This is a genomic window from Streptomyces sp. NPDC005423, assembly GCF_040606415.1.
GTDB lineage: Bacteria > Actinomycetota > Actinomycetes > Streptomycetales > Streptomycetaceae > Streptomyces.
In genome coordinates, this window is record NZ_JBEXET010000001.1 from 649001 (window position 1) to 665950 (window position 16950).

The following is a 16950-nucleotide window of genomic DNA, read 5'->3' on the forward strand; positions in this document are numbered from 1 at the left end:
TCGGGTGGGGGAAGTTTTCCGGACAGCGCTCTGCGGGCGGTGGCGGGCGGTTACAGTCCGGAACGCGACGCGGGGACGACCCCCGCGGGCGGCGCACCCTCACCCCCGTGTTCCCCGCACGGGATGCCCCCTTCGCGCTCCGGAAGTGACCCTTGGCCACCGCTGACACCGCACCCGCGGTACCGCACACACCCCCCACCGCACCGGGACGGCCGCGCTCCGCGACAACCCCGCCCCAGCAGCGCTCGGCAAGACCCCCCGAACAGCAGTCCGCGACCCTCATCGGCTCCGTACGCCGGGCGATGCGCCTGCTGGAAACGGTCGCCGAGCACGAACACGGCGCACCGGCCAAACAACTGGCCCGGGAGACCGGCCTCGCCCTCCCCACCGCCTACCACCTGCTGCGCACCCTCGTCCACGAGGGCTATCTGCGCCGCGACAGAGGGCTGTTCTTCCTCGGGGAGGCCGCCGACCGGCTGAGCAGCAGCGGAGCCCAGCAGAAACGTCGCAGCACCCTCGCCGACACCCTCGCGCGCTGGCGCGACGCGATCGGCGTCCCCGTGTACTACGCGATGTACCGCGACGGGGAGATCGAGGTCATGCACGTCTCCGACACCTCCGCCAATCCGGCGGTCGAGGAGTGGGCCGACTTCCACGAGACGGCGCACGCGCACGCGATCGGGCAGTGTCTGCTGGCCCAGCTGGACGAGGAGGGCCGGCGCGACCATCTGGACCGGTACCCCGTGCGCTCCCTCACCCCGTACACCGTGCGCGACGGCCACTCCCTGTTGCGGCGCTTCGACCGGATGCGACGGATGGAGCCGGTGACGGAGCGTCAGGAATACGCGTTGGGAGCGGTCTGCGCCGCGATTCCGATCACCGTCGGTACCACGGCCGCCACGTTCGCCATCTCGCTGCCCGCACATCACGCCGACCAACTCCCCACGGCGGCAGCGAAGTTGCAGAGCGAGGCCGGCAGGCTGCTGGGGTCACTCGCGATTTCGATCAGTATCTGAAAACTCACTCCTTGTAATCTGTAGCCTACGTTCCGCAATATTTCACCAGGCTGCGGGGACTCCTTCCGGGCCGGTCGACGGCACATGACGGGATGGGCGATGCGTGAGTCCGTGCAGGCTGAGGTCATGATGAGCTTCCTCGTGTCCGAGGAGCTCTCCTTCCGTATCCCGGTGGAACTGGGCTACGAGACGCGCGATCCCTACGCAGTACGGCTGACCTTCCATCTGCCCGGGGACGCGCCGGTGACCTGGACCTTCGGACGCGAGTTGTTGATCGACGGAGTGGGCCGGGCGTGCGGAGAGGGCGACGTGCGTATCGCACCCGTCGATGCCGAGACGCTGGGCGAGGTGCTGATCCGGCTTCAGGTCGGCGGCGACCAGGCGGTGTTCCGCTCCGGCGCGGCCCCCCTGGTGGCCTTTCTGGACCGCACCGACAAGCTGGTGCCGCTGGGCCAGGAGGCGGCGCTGGACGACTACGACACCCACCTCGACGAGGTCCTCTACCGCATCCTGGCGGAGGAGCAGAGCGCGGGCTGAAGCCGTTATCGCGCACCACACCACGCCGCGCTGGTGTATCGCTTCTGCTCACCCGAGGCCGCGAGCCACACCGGCCGTCAGCCCGACATGTGGTGCCGCCACGGAGACGGGGGCACACACCGCCACCCGCCACCCCGCCCCTCGCGTCGCTACGTCGCCCACGGCCATCAGTGCTTGCGGCGCCGGCCCTTCCCGCCGCGTGCCGGTGCCGGTGCCGCGCCCGATCCCGCCACCGCTGCCGGGGCCGTCCCCGGGGCCGGCCGGTCCGCCGAGACGACCAGGGCGGCCAACAGTGTGGTGACCGGTACCGACGCGACCAGACCGATCGACCCCACCAGCGTGCGTACGACCTCCTCGGCGACCAGTTCGCTGTTGGCGACCGTCCCCACGCTGCTCTGCGCGATGGAGAACAGCAGCAGCAACGGCAGCGCCGCGCCCGCGTACGCGAGGACGAGCGTGTTGACGACGGAGGCGATGTGGTCGCGGCCGATCCGGATGCCCGCCCGGTACAGCCCGCGCCAGCCCATCGACGGATTGGCGTCGTGCAGTTCCCAGACCGCCGACGTCTGCGTCACCGTCACGTCGTCCAGCACACCGAGCGAACCGATGATGACGCCGGCGAGCAGCAGACCACTCATGTCGATCGACGGATAGAGGCCATGGATCAGGCCGGTGTTGTCGTCCGTGTTGCCCGTGAGTGCCGCCCAGCCGATGAACAGCGAGCCCAGAACGCCGATCAGGATCAGCGACATGAGTGTGCCGAGCACCGCCACCGACGTACGGGCCGACAGGCCGTGACACATGTAGAGGGCGATGAGCATGATCGCGCTCGCGCCCACCACCGCCACGATCAGCGGATTCGAGCCGTGCAGGATCGCGGGCAGGATGAAGAACGTCAGCACCATGAAGCTGACGGCCAGCGCGACCAGCGCCATGACGCCCCGCAGTCGGCCCACCACCACGACGGCCAGCGCGAAGATCCCGGCGAGCAGCGCCATCGGGAACTGACGGTTCACATCACTGACCGAGTACTGCAGGTTTTTGGGCGCGGTGGGCTCATAGGCGACCACGACCTTTTCGCCCTGGTGCAACTGCCGTGACTGGTCCGGCTGCACGATCTCCGTGAACGTACGGCCCTTGTCCTTGCCGGTGTCCACCCGGACGGTCGCCTTCTTGCAGGTGCCGCCCCCCTCCTCGCCCGACGAACCGTCGGCGGTGGAGGAGTCGTCGGTCGACGAACTCCCCGACGCGTTCACCGACTTGCAGCTCACCCTCACGACCTTGCTGACCGTCGCCTGGTGCGTCTGTCGGTCGAAGCCGACCCCGGTGCGCTGGTGCGGCGGGGCACCGCCCGGCCACAGCACTACAAGCCCGACGACGACCGCCGCGGCGAAGGGGATCAGGATCGCGGCGATGACCTTGCGCAGTTGGCGCGAGACGGGAGCGGCCGGCCCATGACTGTGGGAATGGCCGTGACCGCCACCGCTCCCGGAACCGCGTCTGCCGCCCGAGTCGTGCCCACCTCCGGCGACGGCTTCGCGATGCTCAGCCTGTCCATGGCCTTCGCCCTCTCCGGCGCCGTGTGCATGAGGTGGCCCGGGTGACGGGTACGGGGGCTGCTGGGTCGCGGTCACCGCCCGATCATCGCAAGAACGGCGGAGGCGCACTGTTCACCGCGCCACACATGACGCTAGCGTGGAGCCACCTTTGCACACGCGGGAGCTCGGAGCACCGGGCTGAGAGGGCGCTGACCTCCGTGTCTGCGATGTTTCACGTGAAACGTCAGCTGTATCGAGTGATGTTTCACAGGAAACACCGGCGGACCGAAATCGCTGCGTCGACCGCTGAACCTGTTACCGGGTAATGCCGGCGTAGGGAGTAGGTCTCATGACCCACAAGGACGCACGCACGCCTGCCGTCACGCAGCACGCGACGGACGGCTCGCCGACCGGCTCGTCTGCCAGGGAGGCCGGGAGGCCCATCGGCTGGCACAAGGCGTACCTCGGGGGTGCGCGCCCCGATCTGCGGGTGCCGGTCCGTCAGGTCCATCTCACCAACGGGAAATCCGTCACGCTGTACGACACCTCCGGCCCGTACACCGATCCGCTCGTCGACACCGACGTCCGCCGAGGGCTGGTACCGCTGCGGGAGAACTGGATCATCGCTCGCGGCGACACCGAGGAGTACGCGGGACGGCCGGTCCGGCCCGAGGACGACGGCATCAAGCACACCTCGCCACGCGGCGGTCTGCGCAACCTCGACGCGGTGTTCCCCGGACGGCCGAGGCAGCCGCGCCGGGGTCGTGACGGGACGGCGGTCACCCAACTCGCCTACGCACGGCGGGGCGAGATCACGGCCGAGATGGACTTCGTGGCCCTACGGGAGAACGTTCCGGCCAAGGTGGTCCGGGCGGAGATCGCGGCCGGACGGGCGGTGCTGCCGGCCAACGTGAACCATCCGGAGAGCGAGCCGATGATCATCGGCAAGCGGTTCCTGGTGAAGGTCAACGCCAACATCGGCAATTCGGCGGTCACTTCATCCATCGAGGAGGAGGTGGAGAAGATGACGTGGGCCACCCGCTGGGGCGCCGACACGGTCATGGACCTGTCTACGGGCCGCAACATCCACACCACCCGCGAGTGGGTGCTGCGCAACTCCCCCGTCCCCATCGGCACGGTGCCGCTCTACCAGGCCCTGGAAAAGGTCGACGGCAGGGCCGAGGAACTGACCTGGGAGATCTACAAGGACACGGTCGTCGAGCAGGCCGAACAGGGCGTCGACTACATGACCGTCCACGCGGGCGTGCGGCTGCCGTACGTGCCGCTGACGGCGAACCGCAAGACGGGCATCGTCTCGCGGGGCGGATCGATCATGGCGGCCTGGTGCCTGGCCCACCACAAGGAGTCGTTCCTCTACGAGAACTTCGAGGAACTCTGCGAGATCCTCGCCGCCTACGACGTCACGTACTCGCTCGGCGACGGTCTGCGGCCCGGCTCGATCGCGGACGCCAACGACGCTGCCCAGTTCGCGGAGTTGAGGACGCTCGGGGAACTCAACACGGTCGCGAAGCGTTTCAACGTACAGACCATGATCGAGGGCCCGGGCCACGTCCCGATGCACAAGATCAAGGAGAACATCGACCTCCAGCAGGAGATCTGTGATGAAGCTCCGTTCTATACGCTCGGCCCGCTGACCACGGACGTTGCGCCGGCGTACGACCACATCACCTCCGGCATAGGTGCCGCCATGATCGCCTGGTGGGGCACGGCCATGCTCTGCTATGTGACGCCCAAGGAGCACCTGGGCCTGCCTGATCGCGACGACGTCAAGACCGGCGTCATCACCTACAAGATCGCCGCCCATGCGGCCGACCTCGCCAAAGGGCATCCCGGTGCGCAGGACTGGGACGACGCGCTGTCCGACGCCCGCTTCGAGTTCCGCTGGGAGGACCAGTTCAACCTGGCCCTCGATCCGGACACGGCACGGGCGTTCCACGACGAGACGCTGCCGGCCGAGCCCGCCAAGACGGCCCACTTCTGCTCGATGTGCGGGCCGAAGTTCTGCTCCATGAGGATCAGCCAGAGCATCACGGAGCAGTTCGGCGGCACGGCGGAGGCGGGGGCGTCACCCGAGGAGATCGCCGCGGGCATGCTCCAGAAGTCGAAGGAGTTCGCGGCCGGCGGGAGCAAGGTGTATCTGCCGGTGGTCGACTGACCGTCGGGCCTAGCGCCGCTCAGCGAGCCGGTACGGAGGCCGGGTCTTCGGCTTGCGCTCCCCGAAGGCGGGGGCGCAAGCCGAGGGGTTACTCCGGCTGGTGTTCCGGCCCCCCGAAGTCCGGGCTGGAGAAGTCCGGGCTGGAGAAACTCGGGCGATGGCCCGGGGCGGAGCCCTCGTCGGGGCTGCTGAAGCCGGGGCGGCCGTAACCCAGGTGCGGGATACGGCTGGGGGCCGGCGAAGGTGTGCGGCGCAGCGCCGCCGTACCCGGGGCGGAGAGCGCCTCCTGTAGAAACGGCAGCATCCCGCGCTCCAACAGGGCTTCGTGCCAGGCATCCCTGGCCAGTGCCACCTCACCGTCCGGCTCGCCGTAGGGCCCGCTCTCCAGCGAGGGCCTGTTGCGCAGGGCGGTGAGGAGGAGTCCGACGGCGGCGACGAGGATCGCGGCGGCGGCCATCGCGCCGAACACCCAGCCGGCGGTGAGCATGGTCTTGGCGAACGCCGGCTCGGGGTCGAGCATCTTGAGGGTGTAGCCGACGAGGAGGAAGATCGCCGCGGCCGTACCGGCGAGGACGGGGGTGAGGACGGCGGCGACCGCGACGGCGCCCGCACCCTCGCCCGCCTCCCCCAGGGTGGTGGCGAGCCCCATCGCGCCGATGACCGGTTCCCCGGAGCCGGTCTCGTCGACGGAGGAAGGGGCGGACGGCGCCGGTCGGCGCAGTTCCTCGCGGACCTTCACGTAGTGCTGGTACTCGGTCGCTGCCGCCGCCGTGATGAGTTCGGTGGCGTTCAGCGCCATGGTGCGCAGCTGTTCGGGGTTGAGCCGCTGTCCGTCGGCGGCCAGTTCAGGGCGGTGTGGGGCGGAGCGCAGCGCCTCGTCGAGGATCCGCTCGTACTCCTGGCGGTCCTCGCTGTGCAGGTGCTGCGGAACGCTGTTCATGTGCATCCCCCGATGCTCCGTAGGGCTTGGGGCTCGCATGCCAACGAGCCGTCGGGCAGAAACGGAGGGGAGCCTGCTACGGATAAGCCGATGGTAGAGCGACGACGGCACACGTTGACAGGGGGTTTCCAGAAATTGGCCCTGGCCGGCGCTGGAGGCCATCGGTCCTCCGAAGGGGACGCGTGCCCGTCAAACGGTCAGTTATCCAGGGGAAGTTGCTGGACCAGCAGCTTTCCGGCCATGGTCACTCCGCCGTCCATCGCGATGGCGAGTCCGTCGGCGTAGACGTGCGGCCCCTCGACCACGGGATCCGCGGTGTCCTCGCCGTCCTCGGAGCCGACTTCGCCCAGCAGGTAGGGAATCGGGCTGTGGCCGTGAACGATACGAGCGCCGCCGTACGTATCGAGCAGGGACCGGACATGGTCCGCGCCGCCCTCGTCGCGGAAGGAGAAACGCTTGGTGAACTTGCGGAAGAGATCCCAGACCTCGTCCGCGTCGTTGCGGGTGATGGTCTCGCGGACGGTGTCGTTGACCGCCTCGATCGAGTCGCCGTAGTCGAGGTAGGCGGTGGTGTCGGAGTGGACGAGCAGATGACCGTCGACCTCCTCGATGGCGTCGAGGCGGGCCATCCACTGCAGGTGGTGGTCCTGGAGGCGATCCATGTCGGTCTTCTGGCCGCCGTTGAGCAGCCAGGCCGCCTGGAAGGTGGCGGTGCCGGCGCCGGAGACGACGGGGGTGTCGCCGAACCGCTTGGCACCGAGGAGCAGCAGCTCGTGATTGCCCATCAGGGCCTTGCAGTAGCCGCCCGCGGCCGCGGCCTCCGCGGAGAGCCGCATCACGAGATCGATGACGCCGATGCCGTCAGGACCGCGGTCGGTGAAGTCGCCGAGAAACCAGAGCCGGGCGGTGCCGGCGCACCACTGTCCGTCGGAGTCGATCAGCTCCTTCTCCTGAAGGGCCGCGACGAGTTCGTCGATATAGCCGTGCACGTCTCCGACGACGAAAAGCGGACCCACGCCCTCCGACTGGTGCGGGGCGGCCTGGGGAGCAGGTTCGACGGGCATCTGGAGCGTGTCGCCGCGGTGAATGACCGGCAGGTCGCGCTGGGTGGGCGTGTACCCCTCCGGGTACGCCTCCTCGCCGGGCACGACGGCGTTACCCGGGTGCGTGCTCTGGTCGTACGGACCGGTCTCGTGGACGTACGCGGGCACCCGGAAGTCGCGCAACGTCGCCGTCCGCTCCACCGTGGGTCCCTGACCGGCCCCCTGAGTCATCGACCCCTCCACCATCCCGCCGCGTCTGCACCGCATCGGACTGCCTGGTCGCAGCGGCCCGCGGTGTCGTGCGCCCATCATAGGAATGCGGATCGCGCCATGTGATGACCCAGGGGTGGTGAATCGGCGCAGGACTCCAGCTCACCGCGGCTTTCGCCCCGATTGGGACCAGCTTCGTCCCTGCGGCGGCGACTTGACGCCGGTCGGTTCCCACCTCGCACGCGGCTTGTTTCCGCCGGTGCCGCCCCTTTCCGCCCCCGTCGCCGTGCCCCGGTGTGAGACTCGGCACCGTCTCCGCCCGTTGCGCGCCGCCCGCGCCCGGGCGCGGGCAGAGCAGGACGCTCACAAAGTCTTCAGGGTTGATCAGCACGGCAGTTGAGGCCTTTTCACGGGCCGATCGAGTGCGCCTCGGGGCGATCGCCCCTCTCAAGTGGCCGGCGTCGCACCGACCGATCGGCCGACCACGGATCACCGGTCGGCCGACCACGGATCACCGGTCGGCCGACCACGGAGCCGCCGGTCACAGCGCTAACCCTGCTCCGGGGAGCGCGGGGGGCTGACCGTGGTGCGCGGCGGACGGCGCTGCGACGACGTGCGCACGATCAGCTCCGTCGGTATCACCTGCTCGACGGGCAGATCCGCATCGAGTCCCTCGATGGCGTCGATGAGGAGCTGTACCACCGCCGTACCGATCCGGCGGGGCTTCAGGGAGAGCGTGGTGATCGGCGGCTCGGTGTTGGCGTACACCATGGATTCGCTACAGCACACGAGCAACAGGTCGTCGGGGACGCGCAGTCCGTAACGCCGGGCGGCCGCCAGCAGATCGGTGCCGTTCGGGTCGAAGAGGCCGTAGACGGCGTCGGGGCGGTCCGGGCGGGCGAGCAGCCGGTCGGCGGCGACGGCACCCGCGCACGGATCGTGCGCCGGATAGGACTCGTACACCGGATCCTGGCCCACGCGCTCGCACCAGTGCAGGTATGCGGTGGTCGAGAGATGGGTGTACGTGTCCGTGCTGGTACCGGTGAGCAGGCCGATCCGGCGGGCGCCGGCGTCGGCCAGGTGGTCGAGGATGCCCAGGACGGCGGCCTCGTGGTCGTTGTCGACCCAGGCGGTCACCGGGAGGGTGCCGGCCGGGCGGCCGTCGGAGACGACCGGTAAACCCTGCCGGACGAGCTCGCTGACCACCGGGTCCTGGTCGGACGGGTCGATGACCACGGTGCCGTCCAGGGCGACGTTGGACCACACGTCGTGCCGCGAGGTCGCGGGCAGGATGACGAGGGCGTAGCCGCGGGCGAGCGCGGCCGAGGTGGCGGCTCTGGCCATCTCGGCGAAGTACGCGAACTCGGTGAAGGTGAAAGGTTCATCCCCGTACGTCGTCACGGTCAGGCCGATCAGACCCGACTTGCCGGTACGGAGGGTTCGGGCCGCCGCCGAGGGGCGATAACCCAGTCTGTCGGCCACCTCGCGGACGTGGCGCCGGGTGGCGTCCGGGAGCCGGCCCTTGCCGTTGAGGGCGTCGGAGACGGTCGTGATGGAGACGCCGGCTGCGGCGGCGACATCTCTGATTCCCGCCCGGCCCGGCCGACTTCCCCGACGTGAGGTTTCCGCGCGGCTCACCTGGTGCTTCCCTGCTGCTGTCATGGCGAGCCGATAGTAGGGCTCATGCGGTGGGGTAGTGCGGACGCATATGCACGCGTTGACAGGCACGTTTCTGCATGGTCATCCATGGCCAACTGCCTTGGAAAAGTAGTCAGTTAAACGATCCAATGGCATTACGTGACGCGTCGGCGCGCATGGGCCTGCCAAGGCCCCGATGTCTCGAAGAGGTCTCAACTCACCTGTATGAGTGATGCGCGCCACGGCGTGAGCTACCCGCGCGTAGATATATGTACGACGCGCCCCCGGTTCGTACACCTTCATCCGCTGATGTGGCTGATGCGCGGGCGTCGCACGCGGTCGCCGCTGGGGGACGTCCCGGGGCTCCGGACCGGTACTCGACGGAGCTGAATCCTCATATGGTGAGAAGTATTGGAAGCCGTTGATGCGCCCTGAGGAGGACTGCGGTGAGCGAGACGAGCCCGAGGCTGCGTGCCGAGTTGGAGGGCATCCCCTCCTACAAGCCGGGCCGGCCGGCCGCGGCGGACGGTCCGGTGGCGTACAAGCTGTCCTCCAACGAGAACCCGTATCCGCCGCTGCCCGGAGTCATGGAGAGCGTGACCGCCGCGGCGGCCTCCTTCAACCGGTACCCCGACATGGCGTGCACCGGGCTGATGAACGAGCTCGCGGAGCGCTTCGCCGTGCCGGTGTCCCATCTGGCCACCGGCACCGGCTCGGTCGGTGTCGCGCAGCAGCTGATCCAGGCCACCAGCGGCCCCGGCGACGAGGTGATGTACGCCTGGCGCTCGTTCGAGGCGTACCCGATCATCACGCGGATCAGCGGCGCCACGCCGGTGCAGGTGCCGCTGACGGCCGGTGACGTGCACGATCTGGACGCCATGGCGGACGCGGTGACCGACCGGACCCGGCTGATCTTCGTCTGCAACCCCAACAACCCCACGGGCACGGTCGTGCGCCGGGCCGAGCTGGAGCGCTTCCTCGACCGGGTGCCCGGGGATGTGCTGGTGGTGCTGGACGAGGCGTACCGGGAGTTCATCCGGGACATGGAGGTGCCGGACGGCGTCCAGCTCTACCGTGACCGGCCGAACGTCTGTGTGCTGCGCACCTTCTCCAAGGCGTACGGCCTCGCGGGACTGCGGATCGGATTCGCGATCGCACACGAGCCGGTGGCGGCGGCGCTGCGCAAGACGGCGGTGCCCTTCGGGGTGAGTCAGCTGGCGCAGGAGGCGGCGATCGCCTCGCTGCGGGCGGAGGACGCGCTGCTGGGCCGGGTCGGCTCGCTGGTCGGCGAGCGTGCCCGGGTGGTCGACGGGCTGCGCGCCCAGGGCTGGACGGTCCCGGAGACGCAGGCCAACTTCGTGTGGCTGCGGCTGGGGGAGCGCACGTCCGCCTTCGCGGCGGTGTGCGAGCAGGCGGGTGTGGTGGTGCGGCCGTTCGCGGGCGAGGGCGTGCGGGTCACGGTCGGCGAGACCGAGGCGAACGACATCTTCCTGAAGGTGACGGAAGGGTTCCGCAAGGAGCTCTGACCGCTGGTGCGGTGGGGTGGGGTGGGGTGGGGTGGGGCCCCTTGACGAGTAGGGGGCCCCACCTGTTCGGGTTCGAACGGCCATGCGTCATACTTGCTTGTGAATGTGAACGCGTTCACAAGCGTGTCCCGGTTGCTCCGCTGTTGTCCCTGACAAAAGGGGCAACAACCGCTGTGACCACGGTGACGTAAGGAGACTGACGACGTGGAATTGGCTCTGGCGCCGGAGACCCTGGCGCGCTGGCAGTTCGGCATCACCACCGTCTACCACTTCCTGTTCGTCCCCCTGACGATCTCGCTCGCGGCCCTCACCGCCGGGCTGCAGACCGCCTGGGTGCGGACGGAGAACGAGAAGTACCTCAGAGCGACCAAGTTCTGGGGCAAGCTCTTCCTGATCAACATCGCCATGGGCGTCGTCACCGGCATCGTCCAGGAGTTCCAGTTCGGCATGAACTGGTCCGCCTACTCGCGCTTCGTCGGTGACATCTTCGGCGCCCCCCTCGCCTTCGAGGCGCTGATCGCCTTCTTCTTCGAGTCCACCTTCATCGGGCTGTGGATCTTCGGCTGGGACAAGCTGCCCAAGCGGATCCATCTGGCCTGTATATGGATGGTCTCGATCGGCACGATCCTGTCGGCGTACTTCATCCTCGCGGCCAACTCGTGGATGCAGCATCCCGTCGGCTACCGGATCAACAAGGCGAAGGGCCGGGCCGAACTCACCGACTTCTGGCAGGTCCTCACCCAGAACACCGCGATCGCCCAGGCGTTCCACACGCTCACCGCCTCCTTCCTGACCGGCGGTGCGTTCATGGTCGGCATCGCGGCGTTCCACCTGTTCCGCAAGAAGCACATCTCCGTGATGAAGACCTCGCTGCGGCTGGGCCTGGTCACCGTCACCATCGCCGGACTGCTCACGGCGATCAGCGGCGACACCCTCGGCAAGGTCATGTTCAAGCAGCAGCCGATGAAGATGGCCGCCGCCGAGGCCCTCTGGGACGGACAGGACTCCGCCCCGTTCTCGATCTTCGCCTACGGCGATGTCAGCAAGGGCCACAACAGCGTCGAGCTGTCCGTCCCCGGGATACTGTCCTTCCTCGCCGACGACGACTTCAGCTCGTACGTGCCCGGCATCAACGACACCAACAAGGCCGAGCAGGCGAAGTACGGCCCCGGTGACTACCGGCCCATCATCCCGGTCACCTTCTGGGCCTTCCGCTGGATGATCGGCTTCGGCATGGCGTCCTTCGCCATCGGCGCCGCCGGCCTCTGGCTGACCCGCAAGAAGTTCCTGCTCCCCCAGCATCTGCGGGTGGGCGAGGACGAGGTACCGAACCTGGTCCTCTTCAAGAACAAGGCACTCGGCCCGAAAATCACCAGGCTGTACTGGCTCGTCGCGATCTGGACCCTGGGCTTCCCTCTGATCGCCAACTCCTGGGGATGGATCTTCACCGAGATGGGCCGCCAGCCCTGGGTCGTCTACGGCGTCTTCCAGACCCGGCAGGCGGTCTCCCCCGGGGTCTCCCAGGGCGAGGTCCTCACCTCGCTGCTCGTCTTCACGGCGCTCTACGCCGTCCTCGCCGTCATCGAGGTCAGGCTCCTCGTGAAGTACGTCAAGGCCGGACCGCCCGAACTCACCGAGGCCGACCTCAACCCGCCCACGAAGATCGGCGGCGACTCCCGGGACGCCGACAAGCCGATGGCCTTCTCCTACTAGGCCGAGGGAGCTGCAACAGTCATGGAACTGCACGACGTCTGGTTCGTCCTCATCGCCGTCCTGTGGACCGGCTACTTCTTCCTCGAGGGCTTCGACTTCGGGGTGGGCATCCTCACCAAACTGCTCGCCCGGGACCGGGCCGAGAAGCGGGTGCTGATCAACACCATCGGACCCGTCTGGGACGGCAACGAGGTCTGGCTGCTCACGGCCGGCGGTGCGACCTTCGCCGCCTTCCCCGAGTGGTACGCCACCCTCTTCTCCGGCTTCTACCTGCCCCTGCTGATCATTCTGGTCTGTCTGATCGTCCGGGGTGTCGCCTTCGAGTACCGGGCGAAACGGCCCGAGGAGAACTGGCAGCGCAACTGGGAGACGGCGATCTTCTGGACCTCTCTCCTCCCCGCCTTCCTGTGGGGCGTGGCGTTCGCCAACATCGTCCGGGGCGTGAAGATCGACAAGAACTTCGAGTACGTCGGCGGCTTCTGGGATCTGCTCAACCCGTACGCGCTGCTCGGCGGGCTGGTGACGCTGACCCTGTTCACCTTCCACGGCACGGTGTTCACGGCCCTCAAGACGGTCGGCGACATCCGGGCACGCGCCCGGAAGCTGGCGTCACGGGTCGGCGTTCTCACCGCCGTGCTGGCGCTGGCGTTCCTGGCCTGGACACAGGCCGACAACGGTGACGGCAAGAGCCTCGTCGCACTGGTCGTCGCCGTCGTCGCGCTTCTCGCGGCGCTGGTGGCCAACAAGGGCGGACGTGAGGGATGGTCGTTCGCCCTGTCCGGGGTCACCATCGTGGCGGCCGTCGCGATGCTCTTCCTGACGCTCTTCCCGAACGTCATGCCGTCGTCGCTCAACCCGGACTGGAACCTCACGGTCACCAACGCCTCGTCGAGTCCTTACACCCTGAAGATCATGACCTGGTGTGCGGGGATCGCCACCCCGCTCGTCCTGCTCTATCAGAGCTGGACCTATTGGGTGTTCCGCAAGCGCATCGGCACGCACCACATCGCCGAGTCCATTCACTGAGTCCCGAGGGAGGGCGTCTCACGTGGCTGACCCCATGTTTCACGTGAAACATCCTCCGCGGACTGAAAGGGCATGTTTCACGTGAAACCAGTCGATCCACGCCTGCTTCACTACGCGCGCGCCACCCGCGTCTTCCTGGTGGCCGTCGTTGGGCTGGGTGCCGTAGGTGCGTGTCTGGTCATCGCGCAGGCGATGCTCATCGCCGAGGTGGTGGTGGGTGCCTTCCAGCACCGCCTGCCGGTCGGGCAACTCGGCACCCCCCTGCTGCTGTTGGCTCTCGTCGCCGTCGGCCGTGCGCTGGTCGCCTGGCTCACCGAACTCGCGGCCCACCGGGCGAGCGCCGCGGTGAAGTCGGAACTGCGCGGCCGGTTGGTGGAACGGTCCGTGGAGCTCGGGCCCGGGTGGCTGAGCGGGCAGCGGACGGGCTCGCTCGTCGCCCTCGCCACCCGAGGGGTCGACGCCCTCGACGACTACTTCTCGCGCTATCTACCGCAGTTGGGGCTGGCGGTCGTCGTGCCAGTGGCGGTGCTGGCGCGGATCGTCACCGAGGACTGGGTCTCCGCGGCGATCATCGTCGGCACGCTGCCGCTCATTCCGCTCTTCATGGTGATGATCGGCTGGGCGACGCAGTCCCGGATGGACCGTCAGTGGCGTCTGCTGTCCCGGCTCTCCGGGCACTTCCTGGACGTGGTCGCGGGGCTGCCGACCCTGAAGGTGTTCGGGCGGGCCAAGGCGCAGGCGGAGTCGATCCGGCGCATCACCGGTGAGTACCGGCAGGCGACCATGCGGACGCTGCGCATCGCCTTCGTCTCCTCCTTCGCGCTCGAACTGCTCGCGACACTCTCCGTGGCGCTGGTCGCGGTGACGATCGGAATGCGGCTCGTCCACGGAGACATGGACCTGTACGTCGGCCTGGTCGTGCTCGTTCTCGCCCCCGAGGCGTATCTGCCGTTGCGTCAGGTGGGGGCGCAGTACCACGCCGCTGCCGAAGGGCTCGCCGCGGCCGAGGAGATCTTCGCGGTACTGGAGACACCGGTGCCGCCCGCAGGGGCCCGGGACGTGCCGACCGGCGCGCTGGCCTTCGAGGGGGTGAGGGTCCGCTACCCCGGACGGTCCGCGGACGCCGTGTCGGACGTCTCCTTCACCGTCGAGCCCGGGGAGACCGTCGCGCTCGTCGGCCCGAGCGGCACGGGCAAGTCGACGCTGCTGAGCGCCCTGTTGGGCTTCGTCCAGCCCACACGAGGACGCGTGCGCGTCGGCGAAGTAGACCTCACCGACGCAGACTTGGAGCACTGGCGGTCACACATCGCCTGGGTGCCCCAGCGACCGCAGCTCTACGCCGGGACGATCGCCGCCAACGTCCGACTGGCCCGGCCCGACGCCGACGACACCGCCGTGCGGCGGGCGCTGGCCGATGCCGGGGCGCAGGGGTTCGTGGACACGCTCCCCGACGGGATCCAGAGCGTGCTCGGTGAGGACGGCGCCGGACTGTCCGCCGGCCAGCGCCAGCGGCTCGCGCTGGCCAGGGCGTTCCTCGCCGACCGGCCCGTTCTGCTGCTCGACGAACCGACCGCCGCGCTCGACGGCGCGACCGAGGCCGAGGTCGTTGAGGCGGTACGACGGCTGGCGGTGGGTCGCACGGTGCTCCTCGTGGTGCACCGGCCAGCTCTGCTGGCGGTGGCCGACCGGGTGGTGCGGGTGACGGAGAGCGCGGCCCCGCAGCAGGCGGACGCCGGGACGCGGGCCCCCGGGGACCGGCCGGTCGAGACAGACTCCGCGGCCGGCATCCCGGTCGGGGGTGAGCCCGGGACCGACCTCACGATGCAGGACGGAAGGATCTTGACCCGGGTGCGCGCCATGTCCGGTGCGCGGCGCGGGCGGCTGGCCCTGGCGCTGCTGCTCGGCGCCCTCGCCCTCGGAAGTGCCGTGGGACTCATGGCCACCTCGGGGTGGCTCATCTCACGGGCCTCGCAGCAGCCGCCCGTGCTGTATCTGATGGTGGCCGTGACGGCGACCCGGGCATTCGGCATCGGGCGGGCCGTCTTCCGGTACGCCGAGCGGCTCGTGTCACACGACGCGGTGCTGCGGATGCTCGCCGACACCCGGGTCGCCGTCTACCGGCGGCTGGAGCGGTTGGCGCCCGCCGGGCTGCGGGCGACCCGCCGGGGCGATCTGCTCTCCCGGCTCGTCGCCGACGTGGACGCGCTCCAGGACTACTGGTTGCGCTGGCTGCTGCCGGCCGGCGTCGCGGTGGGCGTCTCCGCCGCGACCGTCGGCTTCACGGCCTGGCTGCTGCCCGAAGCCGGGGCCATACTCGCGGCCGGCCTGCTCGCGGCCGGGGTCGGTGTCCCCCTCGTCACCGGCGCCGTGGCCCGTCGTGCCGAACGCCGGCTGGCCCCCGCCCGCGGAGCCCTCGCCACCCAGGTGACCGAACTGCTCACCGGGACGGCCGAGTTGACGGTCGCCGGCGCGTTGCCCGCCCGTACCGCCGAGACGCTGCGGGCCGACGGCGCACTCACCCGGATCGTTTCGCGGGCCGCCACCGCCACGGCGCTCGGCGACGGACTCACCGCGCTCGTCTCCGGCCTGACCGTCGCGGCCGCCGCCCTCGCGGGCGCCCAGGCGGTCGCCGACGGACGGCTCGACGGCGTGACGATGGCCGTCGTCGTCCTCACCCCGCTCGCGGCCTTCGAGGCCGTGCTCGGACTGCCGCTCGCCGCGCAGTACCGGCAGCGGGTGCGCAGAAGCGCGGAGCGTGTGTACGAGGTGCTTGACGCCCCAGATCCCGTACGGGAACCGGCGCGGCCCCGGCAGGCCCCCGCGACGCCGTTCCCGCTCGTCGTGCGCGCACTCGCCGCCCGCCACGGCGGACAGGACAGGGACGCGCTCACCGGTCTCGACCTGACCCTGGAGAAGGGCCGACGGGTCGCCGTGGTCGGGCCATCGGGGTCGGGCAAGACGACGCTGGCCCAAGTGCTGCTGCGCTTCCTCGACGCGGACGCGGGCTCCTACACGCTCGCCGGGGTCGACGCCTCCGCCCTGGACGGCGACGACGTACGGCGGCTCGTCGGGCTGTGTGCTCAGGACGCGCACCTCTTCGACAGTTCCGTCCGCGAGAACCTGCTCCTCGCCAGGAAGGACGCGTCCGAGGACGACCTGCGGGACGCGCTCGGCCGGGTCAGGCTGCTCGACTGGGTCGACGGGCTGCCCGGCGGACTCGACACCCTCGTCGGCGAGCACGGGGCACGGCTCTCCGGCGGCCAGCGGCAGCGGCTGGCGCTCGCCCGCGCGCTGCTCGCCGACTTCCCGGTGCTCGTGCTCGACGAACCCGCCGAGCACCTGGACCTGGCGACGGCCGACGCGCTCACCGCCGACCTGCTGGCCGCCACCGAGGGCCGTACGACCCTGCTCATCACGCATCGGCTGGCGGGACTCGACGCCGTGGACGAGGTCGTCGTGCTCGACGAGGGCCGGGTCGTCCAGCGCGGACCGTACGCCGGGCTGGTGGCGGCGGAGGGGCCGCTGCGGGAGATGGCGCAGCGGGAGGCGGAGGCGGATCTGCTGGTCGCGGTCGGCTGACGGCACCT

General features: G+C 69.5%; 11 protein-coding genes and 1 riboswitch. Of the genes, 7 read left to right on the plus strand and 4 right to left on the minus strand.

The genetic code is table 11. From position 1 onward, the window contains the following. Positions 1-152: 152 nt before the first annotated feature. Both ABZT12_RS03060 and ABZT12_RS03065 read left to right on the plus strand, forming a co-directional pair. Complete coding sequence (locus ABZT12_RS03060) at positions 153-1016, plus strand: helix-turn-helix domain-containing protein (protein WP_356376267.1); 864 nt, start codon at positions 153-155, stop codon at positions 1014-1016. Between the two features lie 99 nt (positions 1017-1115). Beyond that, on the plus strand, positions 1116-1553 hold the full coding sequence (locus ABZT12_RS03065) for an SsgA family sporulation/cell division regulator (RefSeq protein ID WP_356376270.1): 438 nt from the start codon (positions 1116-1118) through the stop codon (positions 1551-1553). A gap of 167 nt (positions 1554-1720) precedes the next feature. On the opposite strand, the gene ABZT12_RS03070 is transcribed toward ABZT12_RS03065, so the two are convergent. Next, complete coding sequence (locus tag ABZT12_RS03070; RefSeq protein ID WP_356376272.1) at positions 1721-3187, minus strand: YibE/F family protein; 1467 nt, start codon at positions 3185-3187, stop codon at positions 1721-1723. 71 nt (positions 3188-3258) lie between these two features. Further along, positions 3259-3448, plus strand: a riboswitch (TPP riboswitch). On the opposite strand from ABZT12_RS03070, the gene thiC reads away from it, so the two are divergent. Then, positions 3441-5267, plus strand: coding sequence for a phosphomethylpyrimidine synthase ThiC (gene thiC, locus ABZT12_RS03075; RefSeq protein WP_356376275.1), 1827 nt, complete (start codon positions 3441-3443; stop codon positions 5265-5267). (Overlaps the previous riboswitch by 8 nt.) An 88-nt stretch (positions 5268-5355) precedes the next feature. Here thiC and ABZT12_RS03080 read toward each other — a convergent pair whose 3' ends face one another. From ABZT12_RS03080 to ABZT12_RS03090, 3 genes are all read right to left on the minus strand, one after another. After that, positions 5356-6213, minus strand: a complete 858-nt coding sequence (locus ABZT12_RS03080; RefSeq protein WP_356376278.1) for a hypothetical protein — start codon at positions 6211-6213, stop codon at positions 5356-5358. Between the two features lie 191 nt (positions 6214-6404). Continuing rightward, the gene (locus ABZT12_RS03085) at positions 6405-7496 is read right to left on the minus strand and encodes a metallophosphoesterase (RefSeq protein WP_356376706.1); all 1092 of its coding nucleotides are present in this window, start codon (positions 7494-7496) and stop codon (positions 6405-6407) included. Between the two features lie 513 nt (positions 7497-8009). After that, complete coding sequence (locus ABZT12_RS03090; protein WP_356376281.1) at positions 8010-9122, minus strand: LacI family DNA-binding transcriptional regulator; 1113 nt, start codon at positions 9120-9122, stop codon at positions 8010-8012. A gap of 422 nt (positions 9123-9544) precedes the next feature. Here ABZT12_RS03090 and hisC point away from each other — a divergent pair, with 422 nt between their 5' ends. The 4 genes from hisC (at position 9545) to cydD (ending at position 16942) form a co-directional block, all read left to right on the plus strand. Then, the gene (gene hisC, locus ABZT12_RS03095) at positions 9545-10624 is read left to right on the plus strand and encodes a histidinol-phosphate transaminase (protein ID WP_356376284.1); all 1080 of its coding nucleotides are present in this window, start codon (positions 9545-9547) and stop codon (positions 10622-10624) included. A gap of 204 nt (positions 10625-10828) precedes the next feature. Continuing rightward, complete coding sequence (locus tag ABZT12_RS03100; protein ID WP_356376287.1) at positions 10829-12337, plus strand: cytochrome ubiquinol oxidase subunit I; 1509 nt, start codon at positions 10829-10831, stop codon at positions 12335-12337. Between the two features lie 21 nt (positions 12338-12358). Continuing rightward, positions 12359-13363, plus strand: coding sequence for a cytochrome d ubiquinol oxidase subunit II (cydB, locus tag ABZT12_RS03105; protein ID WP_356376290.1), 1005 nt, complete (start codon positions 12359-12361; stop codon positions 13361-13363). Between the two features lie 72 nt (positions 13364-13435). Continuing rightward, positions 13436-16942: a thiol reductant ABC exporter subunit CydD gene (gene cydD / locus ABZT12_RS03110; protein ID WP_356376293.1), complete on the plus strand. Its 3507-nt coding sequence runs from the start codon at positions 13436-13438 to the stop codon at positions 16940-16942. Positions 16943-16950 lie beyond the last annotated feature (8 nt).

Excerpts from the sequence above, each read along its gene's own strand:
- ABZT12_RS03065 (WP_356376270.1), top strand. The coding sequence starts at position 1,116 with ATGCGTGAGTCCGTGCAGGCTGAGGTCATGATGAGCTTCCTCGTGTCC.
- thiC (WP_356376275.1), top strand. The coding sequence starts at position 3,441 with ATGACCCACAAGGACGCACGCACGCCTGCCGTCACGCAGCACGCGACG.
- ABZT12_RS03080 (WP_356376278.1), bottom strand. The coding sequence starts at position 6,213 with ATGCACATGAACAGCGTTCCGCAGCACCTGCACAGCGAGGACCGCCAG.
- ABZT12_RS03085 (WP_356376706.1), bottom strand. The coding sequence starts at position 7,496 with ATGGTGGAGGGGTCGATGACTCAGGGGGCCGGTCAGGGACCCACGGTG.
- ABZT12_RS03090 (WP_356376281.1), bottom strand. The coding sequence starts at position 9,122 with ATGACAGCAGCAGGGAAGCACCAGGTGAGCCGCGCGGAAACCTCACGT.
- cydB (WP_356376290.1), top strand. The coding sequence starts at position 12,359 with ATGGAACTGCACGACGTCTGGTTCGTCCTCATCGCCGTCCTGTGGACC.
- cydD (WP_356376293.1), top strand. The coding sequence starts at position 13,436 with ATGTTTCACGTGAAACCAGTCGATCCACGCCTGCTTCACTACGCGCGC.